This window comes from Vibrio casei, assembly GCF_002218025.2.
Lineage (GTDB): Bacteria > Pseudomonadota > Gammaproteobacteria > Enterobacterales > Vibrionaceae > Vibrio > Vibrio casei.
This window is the reverse complement of the sequence record NZ_AP018680.1, coordinates 552,684-567,802: the sequence shown is the minus strand read 5'-3', so window position 1 is coordinate 567,802 and position 15,119 is coordinate 552,684. Positions and strand designations below refer to the sequence as shown.

Below are 15,119 nucleotides of genomic sequence, written 5' to 3'. Positions count from 1 at the left end.
TGATCATTCACAATCCAATAAATCCTTCTCTAATGGTCGCGCGGGGAAATGAAACGGAACGGGCCCATCCTCTTTTCCCGTTAAGAATTGTTGAACCCTCTCATCTTGCATCTGCTCTAATTCTGAGGGAGTTCCCTGACCAATGACTTTGCCATCAGAAAGCAAATAAACATAATCAGCAATACTCATCACCTCAGGCACATCATGCGACACAACCACAGAAGTTACACCGAGAGCATGATTTAAGCTTTTAATTAACTCAACCAACACCCCCATGGTAATGGGATCTTGCCCAACAAAAGGTTCGTCATACATGATGAGTTCAGGATCTAAGGCTATTGCTCTAGCCAATGCTGCTCGACGAGCCATGCCACCCGATAATTCACTTGGCATTAAATCGGCAGCACCACGTAAACCAACCGCTTCCAACTTTAGCTTAACTAAAGTATCAATAAAGGAATCAGATAAATCCGTATGCTCTCTTAATGGGAATGCCACATTATCGAACACATTCATATCAGTAAATAAAGCACCCGACTGAAATAACATGCTCATTTTTTTTCTTACTTGATATAATTTTTTCCGATTTAACGCTGGAATGTTGTCACCATCAAACCAAATTTCACCACTTTCAGGTTGTATCTGACCACCAATCAAACGAAGTAATGTCGTTTTACCAATTCCCGAAGGCCCCATAATAGCGGTTATCTTGCCTTTTGGGATCGAAAGATCAATGCCATCAAAAATGGCTCTTTGATTTCGACGGAAAGTCAACGATTTAACAGATATCAATTCCGGTGACATACAAGTCCCTTATGGAAAGTAATGAAATACAAACACATCGGTATGATAAGCACATTACCTCTATAGTTCAAAAATAATGAATGTAATATTCTTTTAAACATTATTCATCTCCATCACAATAACTGACGTGATTAACGAGGATATCACGGCTTAATCTCGACAAATTATTAATAAATATGTGCAAGCTCTTCCATTTTGGCAATTGAGACGTCAAAATTGCCCTCAGACTCAAGCCATGACACATTGCTAGCTCACTATATGCCTTTTGTGGTAATGGTTGAGAGCAATTTGGTTCGATTAATTTTATCCATTATATAATTAAAGCAGGAATTCTCATGTTACTCGCGGTTGTTTTACTTGTTATTGGCCTAGCCTTACTCGTTTGGAGTGCAGACAAACTGGTATATGGCTCAGCAGCCGTCGCTAAAAATATGGGCATTTCACCACTAGTGATTGGTATGACCATTCTGGCGATGGGGTCGTCTGCCCCTGAAATGATGGTATCAGCTACCGCCGCTTTAGAAGGAAAAACCGATACCGCTATTGGTAATGTTTTGGGATCCAACATTGCTAATATCGCATTAATTCTAGGTATCACGGCAATGGTCAAGCCATTATCTATTAGCTCATCTATTTTGCGTCGTGAATTACCATTGATGATTATTGTCACGGTTATTGCTGGCGCTTTATTATGGGATAATTACCTCGGCTTTAACGAAGGTTTACTATTAATTGCTTTATTCGTTGCCTTTATTTTTGTGATGCTCAGAATCAGTAAGCAAGAAAAAAATAACCAAGATGTTTTAATTGAACAACAAGAATCGGAAATCCCTGATGGCGTAAGCAATAAAAAAGCCATCTTCTGGGTTATTGTCGGCTTAATTTTATTACCTGTCGCCGCCGATTTATTAGTTGATAACGCCGTTATTATCGCCAAATACTTTGGCATGAGCGATTTGGTTATTGGTTTGACTATTATCGCTATCGGCACCAGTTTACCTGAACTCGCCGCTTCACTGGCAGGTGTTTTAAAAGGTGAAGATGACATGGCTGTGGGGAATATCATTGGTTCTAACATCTTCAATATTTTAGCCGTAATGGGTATTCCAGCCTTGTTGCACCCCTCATTATTAAGCGAAGATGCAATGAATCGAGATTTCTGGGTAATGCTAGGAATATCCCTCCTTTTAGTCATCATGGCACTCGGTAAATCACGTATTATAAACCGCATAGAAGGTGGGGCATTATTCCTATGTTTCTTATCCTACATCGGTTATCTGTTTTATAATATTAGTGCTTAATTACCCATTCATAAATATCATATGGGTGACAATAACGTCGCCCTTTTGCTTTAATATACAAGTCATTCTTGTCTTAAAACATTAGGAATATTGTTAATGCCGATTACATTTGATTACTGTGCTGCTGCAAACGATGTACTTGCGATTGAAATGCAAGGCTTAAAACAATTAGCACAATACTTTGATGACAACTTTACCCAAGCATGTGAGCTGGTTTTAAACAACCAAGGCAAAGTGGTTGTGATGGGGATGGGTAAATCAGGACACATAGGTAAAAAAATTGCGGCCACATTAGCAAGTACAGGAACTTCTGCATTTTTTGTTCACCCTGGTGAGGCTAGCCATGGCGATCTTGGCATGATCGAATCGGGTGATATCGTACTTGCCATTTCAAATTCGGGCGAGTCTTCTGAAATTTTATCGCTTTATCCTGTTCTGAAACGCCGCCAAATCTGCATCATCAGTATGACGGGGAAGCCTGAGTCAAACATGGCAAAACTGGCCAATGTTCATTTACAAATAACCGTACCAGAAGAAGCGTGCCCCCTAGATCTTGCTCCAACGTCAAGCACCACTGCAACATTAGTCATGGGTGATGCTTTTGCTGTTGCACTAATGAAAGCACGTGGTTTTACCGCAGAAGACTTTGCTCTTTCTCATCCTGGGGGCGCTTTAGGTCGCAAGCTACTATTAAAGTTATCCGATATCATGCATTCCGGAGAAGCTCTTCCAACGGTTTATCAGGATGCCTTAATTCGAGATGCCCTTTTAGAAGTATCACAAAAAGGCCTCGGTATGACCGCTGTCATCGACCATGACATGACTCTGCTTGGCATTTTTACCGATGGCGATTTACGTCGATTACTCGACCAACGAATTGATGTCCATACCACACCTATTAGCCAAGTGATGACGAAAAACCCTACCGTTGCTGCCCCTAATTTGCTTGCGGTTGAAGGTTTGAATATTATGCAAGAAAAAAGTATCAATGGCTTAATGCTATGCCAAGATGGTAAATTAGTCGGAGCATTGAACATGCACGATTTATTGAAAGCCGGAGTAATGTAATGAGCAGAATGACACCGACCCCATACGGACAAGCGCCAACCGCTATTTTAAAAATAGCAAAGAACATCAAATTATTGATTTGTGATGTCGATGGCGTATTTTCGGACGGATTGGTGTACATGGGGAACCAAGGTGAAGAATTAAAAACCTTCCACACTCGTGACGGCTATGGAATAAAATCACTAATGAAAGCCGGCATTGACGTTGCCATCATCACCGGTCGTCAATCCAAAATAGTTGAAAACAGGATGAAAGCACTGGGTATTACTTTAATTTATCAAGGCCAAGACAATAAACTGCTTGCTTATGAAGATATTTTGAAGCGACTAAACGTTCCCCCTGAACAAGTCGGTTATATTGGCGATGATTTAATTGATTGGCCTGTTATGGAAAAGGTATCTCTAAAAGTCAGTGTCGCAGATGGGCATCCTCTATTAGTACAACGAGCGAATTACGTGACTCATATTAAAGGTGGCCATGGTGCTGTACGTGAAGTCTGTGATTTAATATTACAGGCAAGGGATGAGCTTGAGGCCTACCAAGGATTAAGCATATGAGTCTATCTAAACTCATTTATTTATTGCTCATTTTTGTCGCTTCATGGTCGGCTTATTATTTATATGAGCAATCAGCAACCGATTCAGAGCAAATATTACCGAGCGCTGAAGCCCCTATGTTTACTGGCACTAACTTATACAATACCAGTTACGATATTAATGGATTAAGAAACTACAAAATACATTCGACATCACTAGAGCACTACGCTCAAACAGGGAAGACCGTATTTCATCAGCCAAAGCTCATAGTGTATCGTGAAGGCAATGTTGATGAATGGATAATCACTTCCGATACTGGTGTCCTAAATAAAGATCATGAACTCACACTTAATGGTCATGTAGTGGCAAGAAATACATTGGAAGGGTCAAGTTTTGATAAACTGACTACTGAGATGATGCTACTTAACTTAAAGACCAAAGATTTCTCAAGTGATGAAGAAATCACCATGATTGGTCCACAATTTATTAATATCGGCAACGCAATTAAAGGCAATTTTGACGCCAATGTTGCGACGCTGTTTAACCAAGTTCAGGGTAAATATGAAACTCTTACACCTTAGTTTATTTCTTTGTTTACTTACACCTTCAGCATCTTGGGCATTATCGAGCGATACCAAGCAACCTGTTTATATCGACTCCGATCAACAAACCCTCGATATGAAAAGTAATAAGGTGACATTTACTGGTAATGTCACACTCAAACAAGGCAGCATCAGAATAATCGCTGATGAATTGATCGTGTTTCGTGATGCAAAAACAGGTGAGCTAACAGAGTTACAAGGTTATGGTAAACCAGCTCATTTCACACAAAAAACCGATGAAGGTAAAACCTTAAAAGGCCAAGCTAATACGCTAGTATATAATGTAAAAAAAGATACGTTAGTGATGACAACTAACGCAGAATTGCATCAAGACGACAGTGTGATTCGCGGCAAAGTCATTACTTACCATATATCTAGCCAGAATTTGAAAGCCGATGGTGGTAAAGGGGAGCGTGTCTCTACGGTTATCCAGCCTTCGCAATTGGAACAAAAATAATATGGCAACGCTAAAAGCTGAAAAACTAGCCAAAACGTATGGCACAAGAAAGGTAGTAAGCGATGTGGGCTTGGAAGTTAAATCAGGCCAAATTGTCGGCCTACTCGGCCCAAATGGCGCAGGAAAAACAACCTCATTTTACATGATAGTGGGCTTGGTCAGCCGTGATGAAGGCACTATTAGCATTGATGATGAAGATATTAGTATTCTTCCTATGCATCAACGTTCTCGTATGGGAATTGGGTACTTACCGCAAGAAGCCTCTATCTTTCGAAAGCTATCGGTAGAAGATAACATCATGGCCGTCCTGCAAACTCGTGATGAATTAACTAAAGCAGATAAACAAGATCGCCTAGAAGAACTGCTGGATGAGTTTCATATCCAACATATTCGGAAAAGCAACGGTATGGCGTTGTCGGGTGGTGAACGTCGACGTGTCGAAATTGCGAGAGCACTGGCGGCAAATCCAAAATTTATTTTGCTCGACGAACCATTTGCAGGGGTTGACCCAATTTCAGTTATCGACATCAAAAAAATTATAGAACATTTAAGAGACCGCGGTCTGGGTGTACTCATCACAGATCATAACGTACGTGAAACCTTGGATGTGTGTGAACATGCTTATATCGTAAGCCAAGGCCATTTAATTGCAAACGGAACACCTGAGGAAGTTCTCAATAATGAACAAGTCAAAAAAGTTTATTTAGGTGAGCAATTTCGCTTATAGCTCGTTTTAGCCAACTTTAATTTTGGCCGATGAAGGACTCATCAAACGCCAGTTTAAAGCAATATGAATAGGGATATACCAAGGCATGAGTATTGAATGAAGTCATCACTACAACTTAAATTTGGTCAACACCTTTCCATGACCCCTCAGCTGCAACAGGCTATTCGTCTTTTGCAGCTTTCTACCTTGGACTTACAACAAGAGATCCAAGAAGCACTCGACTCCAATCCACTACTAGAGCTCGATGAATCGGCCGATGAGACCACCGCGCAAGAAAGCAACGGATCGCCAAAGCTAGAATCAGAAGACTCGTCGCTATCTGATCACTCAGAACAAGATATCACGGACAGTTCAGAACACATTGAACAATCCACCATCAGTGATGAGCTCTCTATCGATGCTAGCTGGGAAGATGTATACAGCGCCAATACCGGTAGTACTGGTATTAGTATTGATGCAGAACTGCCTATCTATCAAGGTGAAACGACCCAAAACCTGCACGATTACCTTGAATGGCAACTTGAACTGACGCCATTTTCAGAAACAGACAAAACCATTGCCCACGCAATTTTAGACGCGCTTGATCAACATGGTTATTTAACAGAATCACTCGAAGACATTCAACTTAGCATGGGGAATGATGAGGTCGAGCTCGACGAAGTAGAAGCGGTATTAAAACGCATTCAGCACTTTGATCCGCTTGGGGTGGCTTCGCGAAACCTGCAAGAATGCCTGCTCTTACAATTAGCCATTTATCCTGACAATACGCCATGGCTGAGCGAAGCAAAAACCATTCTACAGCATCATATCGATCAACTTGGCAATCGTGATTACAAAATTATTTGTAAAGAAACCAAGCTTAAAGAAGATGAATTAAAACAAGTTTTATCTTTAATTCAACAACTTGATCCTCGTCCCGGTAACAATGTCAATGTTGATGATATTGAATATGTGGTACCAGACGTATCGGTATTTAAAGATAAAGGTAAATGGACAGTTGCCATAAATCCAGACAGTGTGCCACGCTTAAAAGTAAATCAACAATATGCAGCATTAGGGAAAGGAAACAGCGCAGATAGCCAATATATTCGTAGCCATGTTCAAGAAGCTAAATGGTTAATTAAAAGCCTAGAAAGCAGGAATGAGACCTTACTCAAAGTTGCTCGATGTATAGTTGAACATCAACAAGATTTCTTTGAATATGGTGAAGAAGCTATGAAACCTATGGTGTTAAATGATATTGCTCTAGATGTTGATATGCATGAATCAACCATTTCAAGAGTGACTACTCAAAAATTCATGCATACTCCAAAAGGCATTTTTGAGTTGAAATATTTCTTCTCAAGCCATGTAAATACCGATGCAGGTGGCGAATGCTCTTCCACCGCAATTCGAGCATTAATCAAAAAACTGGTGGCGGCTGAAAATAGCAAGAAACCACTCAGTGATAGTAAAATTGCAGCACTTTTAGTTGAACAAGGTATACAGGTCGCCAGACGCACGATAGCCAAATATCGTGAATCACTCGGCATCGCACCTTCGAGTCAACGTAAACGCCTACTTTAATCCAGTAGCCACAAAAAGAGGAAAGTCTATGCAAATTAATATTACAGGGCATCATGTTGATCTAACCGATGCACTTAATGAGTATGTAAATACTAAATTTCAAAAGCTAGAACGTTTCTTTGAACACATCAACAACACGCACGTGGTACTACGCGTGGAAAAATTACAGCAAGTTGCGGAAGCAACATTGCATGTCAATCACGGGGAAATACATGCCTCCTCGCAAAATGAGAATATGTATGCTTCAATTGATGACCTGGTCGATAAGCTGGCCCGTCAATTAAGCAAACACAAAGAAAAATTAAGTAGCCATTAACTATGTATTTAAATGAAGTATTATCACTGGACTGCACAAAGACAGCAGTTCAGTGTACGAGCAAAAAACGCGCACTAGAAATTATTAGTGAAATTGCCGCCCAACATAGTGGTATAAATTCAAACAAACTCTTTGAATGCATGTTAAACCGTGAAAAAGTCGGGACAACAGGTATTGGTAACGGTATTGCTATTCCTCATGGCCGTATGATGGACAGTGATAAAGCGATTGCGGTTTTGCTTCAATGTGAACACCCTGTGGATTTTGATTCCATCGATAGCCGCCCAGTCGATATTATGTTTGCCCTTTTGGTGCCTGATGAGCAATGTAAACTCCACTTAAAAACCTTATCTCTGATGGCTGAAAAACTGAACGATAAAGCAACATTAAAGCAGCTTCGTCACGCAACATCAGATCAAGAACTCTATGACATCATGGTCAACAACTAATGACACCTATCGATTCAGATAAAATGCGTATTATTGTGGTCAGCGGTCAATCTGGCGCAGGAAAAAGTGTTGCGCTTCGAGTATTAGAAGATCTCAGCTATTACTGTGTTGATAACCTACCCGTCAATTTATTGGATGACTTTGTCTCTTCCGTTCGTAGCATTAGACAAAATGTTGCGGTCAGTATTGATATACGGAACCTTCCGCAAGATCCGACTGCGATTTCAACCACACTGCAAAACTTGAAACAAAACTATGATGTCAATGTTCTGTTTTTAGATGCGGATGAGAGCACGTTACTTAAACGTTATAGTGAAACTCGACGCCTTCATCCTCTCTCGAGGTCAAAAGATAAACTGTCTCTTGAGCAAGCGATTGAACTTGAAAAAAACCTTCTATTAAACCTAAAAGAAGAAGCTGATTTAGTACTCGACAGTAGTAACTTATCTTTGCATGAATTAAGTGAAACGGTCCGGATTCGAGTACAAGGTAGAGAGTCAAAAGATTTAGTGATGGTATTTGAATCCTTTGGCTTTAAATATGGTCTACCTAATGATGCCGACTATGTGTTTGATGTACGCTTTTTACCCAATCCACATTGGGTACCAGAATTGCGCCCATTAACTGGCCTTGATCAACCGATTGTTGATTTTCTTGATACTCAGCCAGAGGTCATCGAACTTAATCACAGCATCCAAGGTTTTATTTCTAAATGGCTGCCTTTGCTTGAAAAGAATAACCGAAGCTATCTAACCGTTGCGATTGGTTGTACTGGTGGGAAGCATCGCTCAGTTTACTTAACTCAAAAACTTGGTGAATACTTCAAAGCAGAAGGCCATCAAGTCCAAATTCGACATACTAGCCTAGAGAAGAATATGTAATGACTCAATGTAATCAAACCATTTTAATTCAAAATCGTTTAGGGTTACATGCTCGCGCAGCCATAAAGTTAGTTGAATTAGCTCAAAGTTTTGATGCCGTGGTAACCATCAGCAATGGTGAGAAAGAAGTAACAGCCGATAGTGTTATGGGTCTATTACTGCTTGAATCCTCTCAAGGCCAACATATTGATGTGAGTGCACAAGGTGCTCAGGCCGAACAAGCACTCTTTGCAATTTGTGCATTAATAGAACAAAAATTCGACGAAGAAGAATAACCTATCTAAATTTCTTTTTCTGCTCCTAGTAAACAAATGACATTTCGCCTTAAATTAGGCTAGTATTCATGCCTAAAATATTTATTAGGAGGAGAGTATGGCTGAACAACTAGAGTTTGAACTCACCCATCAAACCCTCCAAGAAGTCAGCGAAGCCATTGAAGATGGCCGCTTTGTCCATGTCCGCAGACAATTGCAGGATATGGAACCAGAAGATATCGCTCATCTTTTAGAAGCATCTCCCCATAAAAGTCGTGATGTCCTTTGGCAGCTTACCGATCCTGAAGATTACGGTGAAATTCTTGATGAGCTCTCCGAAGACATCAAAGATAGCATCGTGTCCAAAATGGCACCGGAAAAACTGGCTGAAGCAACAGAAGGCATGGACACCGATGATGTAGCCTATGTCCTGCGTAGCTTACCGGATGATGTCTCTCGTGAAGTTCTTGATCAAATGGGGTCTGAAGATCGTGAACGAGTAGAAACTGCACTTTCTTATTCTGAGGACAGTGCCGGTGGTTTAATGAACACCGATGTGATCACGATTCGCAGTGATGTCGATGTGGATGTTGTCTTACGTTATTTACGCATGAAAGGCAAACTACCCGAAGCAACTGATGCACTCTATGTTATTGATACTGAAGATAAGCTCATTGGCCACTTATCATTAACCAATCTAATTACCGCACAACCTGATGTCTCTGTTGCCGATTTAATGGATGATGCAGATGAAGCGATTTCCGTAGACACCAGTGCTACGGATGTCGCCAACTTATTTGAACGTCGTAACTGGGTTTCAGCACCGGTAGTGAATCATGAAGGTCAATTAGTAGGTCGTATCACCATCGATGACGTGGTGGATGTTATCCGTGAAGATGCGGAACACTCAATGATGAGTATGGCGGGTCTCGTCGATGATGAAGATACTTTTGCTCCTGTCGTAAAATCAGTACGTCGTCGTAGTGTCTGGCTTGGTGCCAATGTACTTGCCGCTTTAGCAGCTGCTTCGGTATCCAATATGTTTGAAGGTACGCTCGCCCAAATGGCGTCGGTTGCTGTATTAATGACTATCGTACCGTCAATGGGAGGTGTCGCTGGCAATCAAACGGTGGCACTGGTTATTCGTGGTTTGGCGCTTGGTCATATTGGTAATACCAACCAACGCTCACTGCTATTAAAAGAAGCTTCCATTGGATTATTAAATGGAATCATGTGGGCATTAATCATTGGCGGTATTGTTGTCTTGTGGAAAGACAGCCTTATCCTTGGGTTAATTATGTCAGCAGCAATGCTGGCGAACTTATTAGCGGCGGGTATTGCAGGTGTCACCATTCCAATATTCCTGAAGAAAATGAATATTGACCCCGCACTCGCTGGCGGTATGGCACTCACTACGGTTACCGATATGGTCGGCTTATCCGCATTTTTAGGGCTAGCAACATTAATGATTAAGTTACATCTCATTTAAATAAAATCATTATTTTTTTGCAAGATGAATTCTAATGACGTTACTTTGATATTGGATATTAAGCGTAAAAAATGGCAGAAACAATATTCATGCTTTCTGCCATTTTTGTATCTCTAACTAGAAATTATAAATTTATATCGCCTAGCTAAATTTTTATTCACCAGCCACTTTCATCGACTCAATTAAAATAGAACCCGTTTGGATCTGTGAGCGAGTTTCAACATCATCACCAACTGCAACAATATTTTTAAACATAGTTTCCAAATTTCCAGCAATCGTAATTTCAGATACTGGATATTGAATCACGCCATTCTCAACCCAAAAACCGGCTGCACCACGTGAATAGTCACCCGTCACCATATTCACGCCTTGCCCCATTAACTCAGTCACAATTAAACCTGTATTCATTTCTTTGACTAACTGGGAAAAATTTTGTCCGGTTGATTCAACAAACCAGTTATGAATACCACCTGCATGTCCAGTGGGTGTCATGCCCATTTTACGTGCTGCATAGCTTGTTAACAGGTAGGTAGACAAAACACCATCATTAATAATTTGAGCGTCTTTAGTAAATACCCCTTCGCTGTCAAAAGCACCAGAAGCTAAGCCACGTAACACATGAGGCTTCTCGGCAACATTAAACCAATTCGGTAAAACTTGCGTATTCAAACGATCCAATAAAAATGAAGACTTGCGGTATAAACTCCCACCACTAATGGCCATCACTAAATGACCAAGTAAGCCCGTCGCAACGTCTGCTTGAAATAACACCGGAAATTGCCCCGTTTTCACTTGTCGGGCATCAAGGCGATCAATGGTTTTCTTCGCCGCTTCCAGACCAACTCGTTCAGGCGTCCATAAGTCATCTTTATGGCGTGCAACGGTATAGCTGTAATCACGCTCCATCTCACCCGCTTTACCCGCACCAATCACGCTACAACTCAGGCTATGACGGCTCGAAGCATTACTCACAAGTAAACCGTGGCTATTACCATACACTTTAATACCATAATGGCTGTCATAACTTGCGCCATCACTTTGCTTTATTTTATCACTGTATTCTAACGCCGCTTGTTCTGCACGAACGGCCATTTCAGAGGCATAATCGGGGTTCGGCTCATCAGGATGAAATAGATCCAAATCTGGAATATTTTTCACCATCAATTCTTTTGGAGCAGGTCCAGCGTATGGATCAGGAGAAGTGTATCTTGCAATATCCAATGCAGCTGCAACCGCTTTTTGAATAGCCTTATCACTCAAATCAGAGGTTGAGGCACTTCCCTTACACTGACCACGATAAACTGTAATACCTAAAGCACCATCACTATTAAATTCAACATTCTCAACTTCGCAGTCATGTGTGGTTACACTGATGCCCGTTGTTTTCGTGATTGCCACTTCAACAGCGTCCGCACTGACACTCGCGGTCTCCAAAGCTTTGGCGACGGCTGCTTCAAGTTCGATTTTTTGCTGAGCAATTTGCTGTTTTGCGTCCATATCCACTCTTAATTTGGTTTATTTCATCGATATTGCCCTTAGGATAACAAGAATTTCGCTTTCTCCCCATAATTCTTGCTAAAATAGGCCAATAACATTCTCATATTAAGAATAAGTAGACATTATGGCTCGTAAAAATCAAAAAGCCCCTTGGGAAGAAGAAGAAGAGATCATCTGGGTAAGTAAAACTGAGATGAAAGAAGATATGGATGCCTTGCAAAAATTAGGCGAAGAATTAGTTGGTCTCAAATCATCAGCGCTCGATAAATTTCCAATCAGTGATGATTTACGCCAAGCTATCGATAACGCGCAACGTTTTAAAAATGAAGCCAAGCGTCGCCAACTTCAATATATCGGTAAATTGATGCGTCACATCGATCCTGAACCGATCCAAGCTGAACTCGACAAATTACGTAATAAGCACTCTCAAGCCACCGCTGAATTGCACAAACTTGAGCAAATGCGAGATCGTATCATTGTTGATGTGGATCCTGCGATTGAAGAAGTGATGACAACTTACCCAGACGCGGATCGTCAACGCTTACGCCAACTCGCTCGACAAGCTCAAAAAGAAAAAGGCGCGAATAAGCCACCAAAAGCATCGCGTGAAATTTTTCAAATATTAAAAGAGCTTAAAGAACAAAAAGAATCAGAAGAAGAGTAGAAACTGTCTAAGTTCCTACTGATAATGACTTTAATAGGAAAGATCTCCTATTAAAGTCAAGTTTAGACAACTAGAACCATTCAAGTGTATAACACTCTTATCAAAACCTGAGGTTAATCAACGTCGATAGCCGAGATACCATCATGGTTTCACTTATCACTTAACCAAGATAAAACGCTACTTCCCTGATACTTTTGAACGATTCACTGTGCTCTACTGCGTACCACCCACCGTAATTGAATCTAGCTTTAACGTTGGCTGGCCTACGCCTACAGGAACGCTCTGCCCTGCTTTACCACACACACCTACACCTTTATCAATCGATAAGTCATTACCGACCATTGAAACTTGCTGCATCGCTTCAATACCAGAACCAACCAACGTCGCCCCTTTAACTGGGCGGGTAATTTTACCATCTTCAATCAAATAAGCTTCTGATGCCGAGAACACAAATTTACCCGACGTAATATCAACCTGACCACCACCAAAATTTGGTGCGTATAGGCCCTTCTTAATGGTTGAAATGATTTCTTCAGGCATGTGTTCGCCAGGCAGCATATACGTGTTGGTCATGCGTGGCATTGGTAAATGAGCATACGACTCACGGCGACCATTACCGGTTGGCGCAACGCCCATTAAACCCGCATTATGCTTATCTTGCATATACCCTTTTAATACACCATTTTCAATCAATGTATTGTATTGGCCTTCGACACCTTCATCATCAATATTTAATGAACCACGTAGATCTTTTAACGTGCCATCATCAACAATTGTACATAAATCCGAGGTGACTTTTTGACCCAGTTTGCCAGAGAACACAGAGGACTCTTTACGGTTAAAGTCCCCTTCCAAACCATGCCCTACCGCTTCATGCAGTAATACACCTGGCCAACCTGAACCCAATACCACTGGCATGGTGCCTGCTGGTGCTTCATCGGCTTCCAAATTAACAAGGGCTTGACGAATCGCTTCATCGGCAAAGTGGATAGCTTGAGTTTTACCATCCTCTAACGTTTGCATAAAGGCCTGATAGCCATAACGGCCACCACCACCCGCGCTGCCACGTTCCCGGCGATCGCCACGTTGCACTAAGACGCTTATAGATAAACGAACTAATGGGCGTATATCTCCGGCATAAGTACCATCGGTCGCTGCTACAAGAATTTGTTCATATACGCCACTAATACTCACGGACACTTCTTGAATTAAAGGTTCTTTACTACGAATGTAAGCATCAATTTGTTTAAGCAGTTCAATTTTTTGCTGCTTATCTAAGCTTTCTAAAGGATTGATCGCTTGGTAAGTCTGAGGGGTGACTTTACGAGTGAACGATTTTACTGTGGCATTTTGTCCTTGTTGAGCAATCCCACGTGCCGCTATCGCACTTTGTTGTAAACCGTTAATATCAATTTGATCGGAATAAGCAAAGCCAGTTTTTTCACCAGCAATCGCGCGGATCCCAACACCGCGATCAATATTAAAAGAACCGTCTTTAATAATACTGTCTTCTAAGACTAACGACTCGTGCCAGCTAGATTGAAAATAGATATCGGCATAATCAATATGTCTGGTGGCAATACTCGCAAGGGTATTTTGAATATCGCTATCGGTTAGGCCCGATGCCGTTAATAAGTCTTTTTCTACCGTACTAAGTGTCATAGGTACTCTATCAATAATTAAGATTTTAACTGACTAGAAAAACGAGCATGTTGCACAACAGGCATTTTTTCTCGGATTTCGTGGTTAATATTAGTATCAATGGTAACGATTAAGTGCCCTGCTGTCTCGGATAAACTGTCAATGATTCGTCCCCAAGGGTCAATAACCATAGAATTTCCCCAAGTTTGACGACCGCATGGATGGGTACCGGTTTGTCCCACTGCTACAATCCAGCATTGCGTTTCTATAGCTCGAGCGCGCAACAAAACTTCCCAATGAGCCTGCCCCGTGACATAAGTAAATGCAGCAGGAACCGTAATGACATCAGCGCCCAATTGACGTAATTGGGAGAAAAGCTCAGGAAAGCGCACGTCATAACAAATAGAAAGTCCAAGTTGAGCAAAAGGCGTATCCGCCACAACGATACGGTTTCCAGATAAAAACGTATCCGATTCGCGATAACGTTGATGGCTATCACTGACTTCCACATCAAACATGTGAAGTTTATCGTAGTCAGCCCATAATTCACCTTGAGCCGAAAAAACCAAGCAAGTGGTTTTCACCTCACCCTCACATTTGACGGGAAAAGATCCAACAATGAGCCAAACATTAAAACGAATAGCAAGTTGAGCAAGCTCTGATTGCAGCCGACCTTGATTGAGCTCTTCCGCATAACGATGATAATCACTACGCTGACCAAAAATAATCGCATTTTCAGGCAAAATGACCCAATCGATGCCTTTTTTCTGCATCACTTCAAGTTGTTGCTCGATATAAATTAAATTGGCATCAGGATCCGCCCCTGACGTCATTTGAATTAATCCAACTCTCGACATCATCACTCCT

17 protein-coding genes are annotated in these 15,119 nt (G+C 41.3%); 13 read left to right on the top strand and 4 right to left on the bottom strand.

The features are described from left to right. Positions 1 to 3: 3 nt before the first annotated feature. A complete protein-coding gene (gene mlaF, locus VCASEI_RS02745; protein WP_086960703.1) occupies positions 4 to 804 on the bottom strand; it encodes a phospholipid ABC transporter ATP-binding protein MlaF in 801 nt (266 codons plus the stop codon). Positions 805 to 1,139: 335 nt separating this feature from the next. Between mlaF and VCASEI_RS02740 the strand changes: the two genes are divergently transcribed. The 12 genes from VCASEI_RS02740 to mgtE all read left to right on the top strand — a co-directional run bounded on the left by VCASEI_RS02740 (position 1,140) and on the right by mgtE (position 10,450). After that, positions 1,140 to 2,105 (top strand): calcium/sodium antiporter, encoded by a 966-nt coding sequence (locus tag VCASEI_RS02740; protein WP_089110564.1) that lies wholly within the window; start codon positions 1,140 to 1,142, stop codon positions 2,103 to 2,105. Between the two features lie 96 nt (positions 2,106 to 2,201). Then, positions 2,202 to 3,173, top strand: coding sequence for an arabinose-5-phosphate isomerase KdsD (gene kdsD / locus VCASEI_RS02735; RefSeq protein ID WP_086960707.1), 972 nt, complete (start codon positions 2,202 to 2,204; stop codon positions 3,171 to 3,173). Beyond that, positions 3,173 to 3,730 (top strand): 3-deoxy-manno-octulosonate-8-phosphatase KdsC, encoded by a 558-nt coding sequence (kdsC, locus tag VCASEI_RS02730; protein WP_089110565.1) that lies wholly within the window; start codon positions 3,173 to 3,175, stop codon positions 3,728 to 3,730. The genes kdsD and kdsC overlap by 1 nt, the downstream gene beginning before the upstream one ends. Continuing rightward, the gene (lptC, locus tag VCASEI_RS02725) at positions 3,727 to 4,290 is read left to right on the top strand and encodes an LPS export ABC transporter periplasmic protein LptC (RefSeq protein ID WP_086960711.1); all 564 of its coding nucleotides are present in this window, start codon (positions 3,727 to 3,729) and stop codon (positions 4,288 to 4,290) included. The genes kdsC and lptC overlap by 4 nt, the downstream gene beginning before the upstream one ends. Next, complete coding sequence (gene lptA, locus VCASEI_RS02720) at positions 4,271 to 4,768, top strand: lipopolysaccharide transport periplasmic protein LptA (protein WP_086960713.1); 498 nt, start codon at positions 4,271 to 4,273, stop codon at positions 4,766 to 4,768. Before lptC ends, lptA begins: the two co-directional genes overlap by 20 nt. A 1-nt stretch (position 4,769) precedes the next feature. Further along, positions 4,770 to 5,495 (top strand): LPS export ABC transporter ATP-binding protein, encoded by a 726-nt coding sequence (gene lptB / locus VCASEI_RS02715; RefSeq protein WP_086960714.1) that lies wholly within the window; start codon positions 4,770 to 4,772, stop codon positions 5,493 to 5,495. Positions 5,496 to 5,591: 96 nt separating this feature from the next. After that, on the top strand, positions 5,592 to 7,061 hold the full coding sequence (locus tag VCASEI_RS02710) for an RNA polymerase factor sigma-54 (protein WP_089110566.1): 1,470 nt from the start codon (positions 5,592 to 5,594) through the stop codon (positions 7,059 to 7,061). Positions 7,062 to 7,089: 28 nt separating this feature from the next. Beyond that, positions 7,090 to 7,377, top strand: coding sequence for a ribosome hibernation promoting factor (gene hpf, locus VCASEI_RS02705; RefSeq protein WP_086960718.1), 288 nt, complete (start codon positions 7,090 to 7,092; stop codon positions 7,375 to 7,377). A 2-nt stretch (positions 7,378 to 7,379) separates the two neighbouring features. After that, positions 7,380 to 7,826, top strand: a complete 447-nt coding sequence (gene ptsN, locus VCASEI_RS02700) for a PTS IIA-like nitrogen regulatory protein PtsN (protein ID WP_086960720.1) — start codon at positions 7,380 to 7,382, stop codon at positions 7,824 to 7,826. 23 nt (positions 7,827 to 7,849) lie between these two features. Then, positions 7,850 to 8,707: an RNase adapter RapZ gene (rapZ, locus tag VCASEI_RS02695; RefSeq protein ID WP_089110595.1), complete on the top strand. Its 858-nt coding sequence runs from the start codon at positions 7,850 to 7,852 to the stop codon at positions 8,705 to 8,707. Then, complete coding sequence (locus tag VCASEI_RS02690; protein ID WP_086960723.1) at positions 8,707 to 8,982, top strand: HPr family phosphocarrier protein; 276 nt, start codon at positions 8,707 to 8,709, stop codon at positions 8,980 to 8,982. The genes rapZ and VCASEI_RS02690 overlap by 1 nt, the downstream gene beginning before the upstream one ends. A gap of 97 nt (positions 8,983 to 9,079) precedes the next feature. After that, positions 9,080 to 10,450: a magnesium transporter gene (gene mgtE / locus VCASEI_RS02685; RefSeq protein ID WP_086960725.1), complete on the top strand. Its 1,371-nt coding sequence runs from the start codon at positions 9,080 to 9,082 to the stop codon at positions 10,448 to 10,450. 153 nt (positions 10,451 to 10,603) lie between these two features. Here the strand turns inward: mgtE and pmbA are convergent, their stop codons facing one another. Further along, a complete protein-coding gene (gene pmbA, locus VCASEI_RS02680) occupies positions 10,604 to 11,947 on the bottom strand; it encodes a metalloprotease PmbA (RefSeq protein ID WP_086960727.1) in 1,344 nt (447 codons plus the stop codon). Positions 11,948 to 12,071: 124 nt separating this feature from the next. On the opposite strand from pmbA, the gene yjgA reads away from it, so the two are divergent. Then, positions 12,072 to 12,611 (top strand): ribosome biogenesis factor YjgA, encoded by a 540-nt coding sequence (yjgA, locus tag VCASEI_RS02675; protein WP_089110567.1) that lies wholly within the window; start codon positions 12,072 to 12,074, stop codon positions 12,609 to 12,611. A 213-nt stretch (positions 12,612 to 12,824) separates the two neighbouring features. Here the strand turns inward: yjgA and tldD are convergent, their stop codons facing one another. Together tldD and VCASEI_RS02665 are read right to left on the bottom strand one after the other, a co-directional pair. Beyond that, positions 12,825 to 14,273 (bottom strand): metalloprotease TldD, encoded by a 1,449-nt coding sequence (tldD, locus tag VCASEI_RS02670; protein WP_089110568.1) that lies wholly within the window; start codon positions 14,271 to 14,273, stop codon positions 12,825 to 12,827. A gap of 17 nt (positions 14,274 to 14,290) precedes the next feature. Then, positions 14,291 to 15,109: a carbon-nitrogen hydrolase family protein gene (locus VCASEI_RS02665; RefSeq protein WP_089110569.1), complete on the bottom strand. Its 819-nt coding sequence runs from the start codon at positions 15,107 to 15,109 to the stop codon at positions 14,291 to 14,293. Positions 15,110 to 15,119 lie beyond the last annotated feature (10 nt).